Raw genomic sequence first — 5,316 nt, 5'->3', positions numbered from 1 at the left:
ACAGGTAATCTTTAACTGTTAATTCAAACACATAACAAGGCGTTCAAGAGGGATTCATGCCGCGTGGCATTTTTGGTTTGCAGTGAATTTTAGTGGTGAAAGTGGTCTGCGGAAAGTTGGTTTATGCGGCATTCACCCCTTAACGCAGCGTTATATGTTTTTGAAACTTCTGGAGAATACGTTTTAAATGATGATTGCATAGTGATTAAAACACACTCTGACTGTGTTTAGGTAAGGTCTAATAGCTTCATGATGGAATTGACATTGGATAAATACAAAGAGCTGTATAAAAAATTTCTTGGAGTGGAGGTTGGTGCTAAGTCTCAAGTTTTTCTGTCAGAAAACAGGTCTACTCCTATAAATAATAAGTATTTGCATGAAATTATCTTGTCAAAAATAAGTGGTAATTTCTATTGCTCCACAAATTTTATACGATTTGATGAATGCAATGCGATGTATACAGATTCCCTAAAGGTTGTTGATGTCTTTAAAAGTTATTATACAGATCTAAAGGCGAGAAATTTTGAAAGGTATATAATACGAGATGCTAATGGAGTATCAAGAGAAATATCCCCTTTGAGCGCGTTCGACATCGATGCTCTGAACGTAAATGAAATTCATAAAAAAAGGTTTATAGAGAAATATAGCAGCGCACTTCATTTTGGGTTGTATTTTGGATTAATTAAAGACAATAAAATTGTCTCCCATGCATATGTGTCAGATATAACTAATGGCCTTGCCAATATAGTTGTATATACAGATTTTGAATATAGGGGTAAAGGATATGCTTCATTGTTACTAAGTAATTGTGTTATAGCATGCTATCGTGAAGGCATTATTCCTATGTATTTGGTTGAATCTAAAAACAAAATATCCAAAGGGCTGCTAAAGTCGTTTTGTGTTGAGTTGCTCGCTGAAGAGATAATTTTTAGCAGGGAAGTGGACTGTTATGATACTCGTAACCTAGTACATCAACAGTTTTCTTCTTAATAGTGGTTCATATTGCCAACTTTTGCTCATTTGTTTAAACATATAACAAGGCGTTCAAGTGGGATTCATGCCGCGTGGCATTTTTGGTATGCGGTTAGTTTTGGTGGTGAAAGTGGTCTGCGGAAAGTTGGTTTAGGCGGCATTCACCCCTTAACGCGGCGTTATGCCTTTTAGGAGAAATACATGACTATCCCAAAGCATTCCAAGCTTTATGGTTACGCGCAAAGCTCTTATTTTGCTGACAGTTTTTCTCGTGAGATCCCATACACGAATCAGACAGCTTTCGATGTTTATCTAGAAATCGCCAAGCAAACACCGCGCTGGGTTTCATTCTTAATGGAAATGAGAAACCGTATTGTATCCATGCTTGGCCTGAAGCATTTAGGTCGATTTCAGGATACCACTTTGGAGGCCGGTGTTGATAACGTCAAAGTGGGCGATCGGATAGGTATTTTCACGCTCGTAAGTAACGAAGAGCATGAAATTGTTCTCGAGGACAGCGATAAGCATCTCGATGTGAGAGTGTCGTTTATGTTGGACGTAAAAGGTGACAAAGTCACTGTTCATGCGACAACGGTAGTTCATGTCCACAACTTGTTTGGCAAAGCATACATGTTTGTCGTAGCCCCTATCCATAAAGTTATTGTCCCAAGCTCATTGAAAACTTTGGCACAGGCATAACAAAGCGTTAAAGAGGGACTTGGCACGCGTGGCATTTTTGGTTTGCGTTGGGTTTAGTGGTTAAGGTGTGATGCGGTCACTTTTGTATTGCGTGCCTGCGCCCCTTAACGCGGCGTTAGGCGAGAGGAGAAATATTGAATATGAGAGATAAGGTTGTGTTATTTATTGAGGCCACGACATTTTTGCTATTACTAGCAATTGGCATTGTGTGGGCAATGCAACCTTCAGGAAATTTTGAGCCGTACTTTGTTGTATTTAGTCTGGTTTTTGTTGCAACAGAGATATTCCGACGCTATTTCATGCCGAGTGGACATAAGCATAAATTTACACCTGCTGAGCTTGTTCAACATCGAGAAAAATTGCGTAAAATCTTTGAGGATGAAATATTTAGGTGTCGACATGAAAAACTAAGAAAAGATGCAATAATTCGACATGTTGACCGTGTAGACTCTTACCCAAATACAGATGAATCAAAATCGGGTATATCACCGTGGTTTAGGGTTGCTTTGGTTGATACTTACCATAAAGGAATTATGGTCGTTTTGAATGCCGCAAGTTTGTATATACATGATGGGAAGTATACCAATAAAAAAGGTAATTCTACAGAAGAGATACGAGCCTATTTAATCGGAAAAATACCTTATGAAGATATTGAGGTAGTCAACATGGATGGTGATGAATATTATTATTTTCCTCATATCTATTGTCACTTTAACCATAATAATGAGCCCTACGAAGAACTTGTCTATTGCCAAGAAGTTGATATGAATAATGGTCATGTACATTACAGTGAACTAGTATCTTTTTCTGATGTGCAGAAACAAAGCAAAGAGTTCGCTGAAAAAATCGCCTAACAAACGCCTCAAAGGGACTGCCAACGCGTGGCGTTTCCAGTCTTAATGAACCGCGGTGATTACGGTTGTTGTGTTTGAGTTTAATGGTTTGCGTTGCCAGCCCCTTAGGCGGGCGTTAGGCATATCTAAAGTAATGAGGTAAACGTTGAAAAAAAACTATGATTGTATTTTGGGGGCATTTTTTGGTCTTCTCATCCTTAATCTTTACTATTTCTCGGGTTTAGTGATTGAACATAAAGTTGTGCCAAAATCGGTAGACTTTTTGATTGGTTTCTTTAATTCAGCCACCGGTGCTATGGCGGGTGCTTTACTAGCATTCTTGCTTCATGATCGACAAGAGAAAAAGAAAATCGATAAAATTAGAATTGAACATCTTCAGTCTGCACTTCTATTGCTAGCAGTTAAGCTGAATCAACTTAGACATATTAAATACAACTTACTCGAACCACATATAAACAAGCCAAACTGGTGGTGCTCAGTAGTATCGTATAGTGAATTTGAAATTAAAAAATCATTTACACTTTCCGATTTGAGCTTCATTCAAAGCTCAATGTATAAGTTCCTTTTGGAACTTTCTATAGCTGATGAAGCATATTCTGGTACAGTTTCTTACTTTAATGAGCGATCTAGACTTCACAGAGATAAGTTGCAGCCTGCTCAGAAAGCGATTCTAGAAAAGAACCCCCATGTAGATTGTTCAACTATCCATATATTTTTAAACGAACCGCTTATTCAAGAAATGAGTGTGGCAACAAATGGTGTTTACAACCAATGCGGCGTGGCAATTAAAGACTTAGAAAAATTACAGCAGCAGTTGTTTGAGTATTGCTGTAGTAGTTATCCAAATGAAAAGTTTCTAGATCACGATCAAATTTTTAATGAGCAACCACATGCCTAACAAACAATTTAAGAGTGATTCCCCACGCTTGGCATTTTTAGTTTGGGTAAAGTTCAGTGTTTACGGTGTTCAAGTTGAGTGTCGTGGTAGCGTGGCTCACACCTTAATTGGGCGTTATATGCACGGCAAGATATTACCAATAGTAGATGGAGGTGTAAGTGTCTACTTTATTTATAATAGGAAATGGATTTGATATCTGGAATCGGTTGCCGACCAGTTATTGGTACTTTCATCAGGAATACAAAGATCGTCTAGATGAACATATTCATTACTTCGATGATTTCTGTGACGTTGACTCTGAGTGGGCTAACTTTGAAGAGTCACTGGGTTCATTTAATCAAGATGAATTTCACGATAACGCTGCAATGCAGCCATCTTTAGAAGAGTTGGGTGACGATCCTAAATTACTATATGGCTTTGAGGACGAAATCGAGATAAAGAAAGAAGAGCTTGTTGATGACATAACAAGTGCTTTCAATGCTTGGATTCGTTCGGTAGATGTAAATAAGGCGCAAAAGCTAATACACTTCACCCTACCTGCATATTTTGTAAACTTTAACTATACGACTACTTTGCAAGATGTTTACAACATTCCTGAGCACAATGTACTTCACATACATGGAAAGGTAGGTAGAGAAATAATATTTGGTCATGGTCGCAATCTTGTATCACCTGCTAGTAACGAGGAACGTGATGAGCCGTGGTTTCACGAATCAGCGAAAGCTGTAGCACAAGTGCACGGTGTCTTTCATAAGCCGGTCGATGAAATTTTAGATCGTCACCGTCACACTCTTAATAATTATGGTGATATTGAGAATGTTGTAGTGATCGGACATTCAGTTAATGGTATTGATGCTCCATACTTTCAATGTATCTTGGACGCTTACCCTACAGCTAATTGGCAAAATTATAACTATGAAAATCTAGACGATGGCATTGATGAAGTATCGGAAACACACGATAGGCTTCTAGCTCTTGGAGTCCCAGCTGATAAATTGAGTTCATTCTCATCAGAGAAATTAAAAGAACTTTACCCGCTGCCATAGTGTGCATATAACAAGCAATTTAAGAGGGATTCACAACGCTTGGCATTTTGGGTTCTACTTCAAATTTAGTGTTTATAGCACAATGCTTTAGGTTGGGTGGAAGCGTTGCTCACCCCTTAATTGGGCGTTATGTTTTCGGAGGAAATTTGAATCAACCCAAAATCAATAATCTGAAATTCGATACTATATTTGACGGTGCAATCAAGTGTTTGAGAAATGCTCAAGAGCTCTGCGATGAAGCTGAGATTTTACATAAGCATGAAAAATACGCACGTTCATTCGCTTTAAGCCATTTCGCACGCGAAGAGTTTGGGAAAAGCTTTATGCTTTTCAGAACGTTAATTGACGTTGCTGCGGGCAAGAAAGTCGATTGGAAAAAACTCAATCGCAGATTTCGTGACCATAAGCAAAAGTTGGCAAGTGACGCAGCCGTTTCTACAACACTATTTGGGAAACAATATCGTGAAATGGGCTTACCGTTAGAGGTATTGTTTGGTGGTGTCGATTTTAAAAACGCTCAGAAAAATAGCTGTTTATATACCGACTGGGATAATGGTTCATTTACCCTTCCATCAGACACGATCACAGAAAAACAGTCCGAGCGAAACCTAACTATCGCTATCTACCGTATCGCTAAATTAGGTCCACCATTATTGGAGTTGGAGCGTCTAAAGAACTCGTCAAAACAAGATCTTAAAGTAATTTACCCAAATGAAATGCCAGAAAGTATAGATGAATACTTAGATCTGCTGTCGAGTCGAGCACAAACATAACAAGCAATTTAAGAGGGATTCACAACGCTTGGCACTTTTGCTTCTACTTCAAATTTAGTGTTTATGGCACAATG

General features: G+C 38.5%; 6 protein-coding genes. All 6 read left to right on the top strand.

Annotated features, from left to right (window positions below; translation table 11 throughout):
• Positions 1 to 264 precede the first annotated feature (264 nt).
• The 6 genes from LZU85_RS20285 to LZU85_RS20255 all read left to right on the top strand — a co-directional run bounded on the left by LZU85_RS20285 (position 265) and on the right by LZU85_RS20255 (position 5,242).
• Positions 265 to 990: a GNAT family N-acetyltransferase gene (locus tag LZU85_RS20285; RefSeq protein WP_237288355.1), complete on the top strand. Its 726-nt coding sequence runs from the start codon at positions 265 to 267 to the stop codon at positions 988 to 990.
• Positions 991 to 1,173: 183 nt separating this feature from the next.
• On the top strand, positions 1,174 to 1,671 hold the full coding sequence (locus LZU85_RS20275) for a DUF2867 domain-containing protein (RefSeq protein WP_237288354.1): 498 nt from the start codon (positions 1,174 to 1,176) through the stop codon (positions 1,669 to 1,671).
• A 140-nt stretch (positions 1,672 to 1,811) separates the two neighbouring features.
• Positions 1,812 to 2,525, top strand: a complete 714-nt coding sequence (locus LZU85_RS20270; protein WP_237288353.1) for a hypothetical protein — start codon at positions 1,812 to 1,814, stop codon at positions 2,523 to 2,525.
• Positions 2,526 to 2,670: 145 nt separating this feature from the next.
• Complete coding sequence (locus tag LZU85_RS20265; RefSeq protein ID WP_150919006.1) at positions 2,671 to 3,423, top strand: hypothetical protein; 753 nt, start codon at positions 2,671 to 2,673, stop codon at positions 3,421 to 3,423.
• A gap of 158 nt (positions 3,424 to 3,581) precedes the next feature.
• Positions 3,582 to 4,469 (top strand): bacteriophage abortive infection AbiH family protein, encoded by an 888-nt coding sequence (locus tag LZU85_RS20260; protein ID WP_237288352.1) that lies wholly within the window; start codon positions 3,582 to 3,584, stop codon positions 4,467 to 4,469.
• A 146-nt stretch (positions 4,470 to 4,615) separates the two neighbouring features.
• Positions 4,616 to 5,242 (top strand): AbiV family abortive infection protein, encoded by a 627-nt coding sequence (locus tag LZU85_RS20255; protein WP_237288351.1) that lies wholly within the window; start codon positions 4,616 to 4,618, stop codon positions 5,240 to 5,242.
• The last annotated feature ends 74 nt before the right edge of the window (positions 5,243 to 5,316 follow it).

The organism is Vibrio floridensis, from assembly GCF_021852965.1.
GTDB classification, from domain to species: Bacteria; Pseudomonadota; Gammaproteobacteria; order Enterobacterales; family Vibrionaceae; genus Vibrio; species Vibrio floridensis.
The sequence above is the reverse complement of the archived record's forward strand: the minus strand, read 5'-3'. Positions and strand labels throughout refer to the sequence as shown.

What these genes read in the sequence shown, in the direction of transcription:
- LZU85_RS20275 (WP_237288354.1), top strand. Translation starts at nt 1,174, where the DNA reads ATGACTATCCCAAAGCATTCCAAGCTTTATGGTTACGCGCAAAGCTCT.
- LZU85_RS20270 (WP_237288353.1), top strand. Translation starts at nt 1,812, where the DNA reads ATGAGAGATAAGGTTGTGTTATTTATTGAGGCCACGACATTTTTGCTA.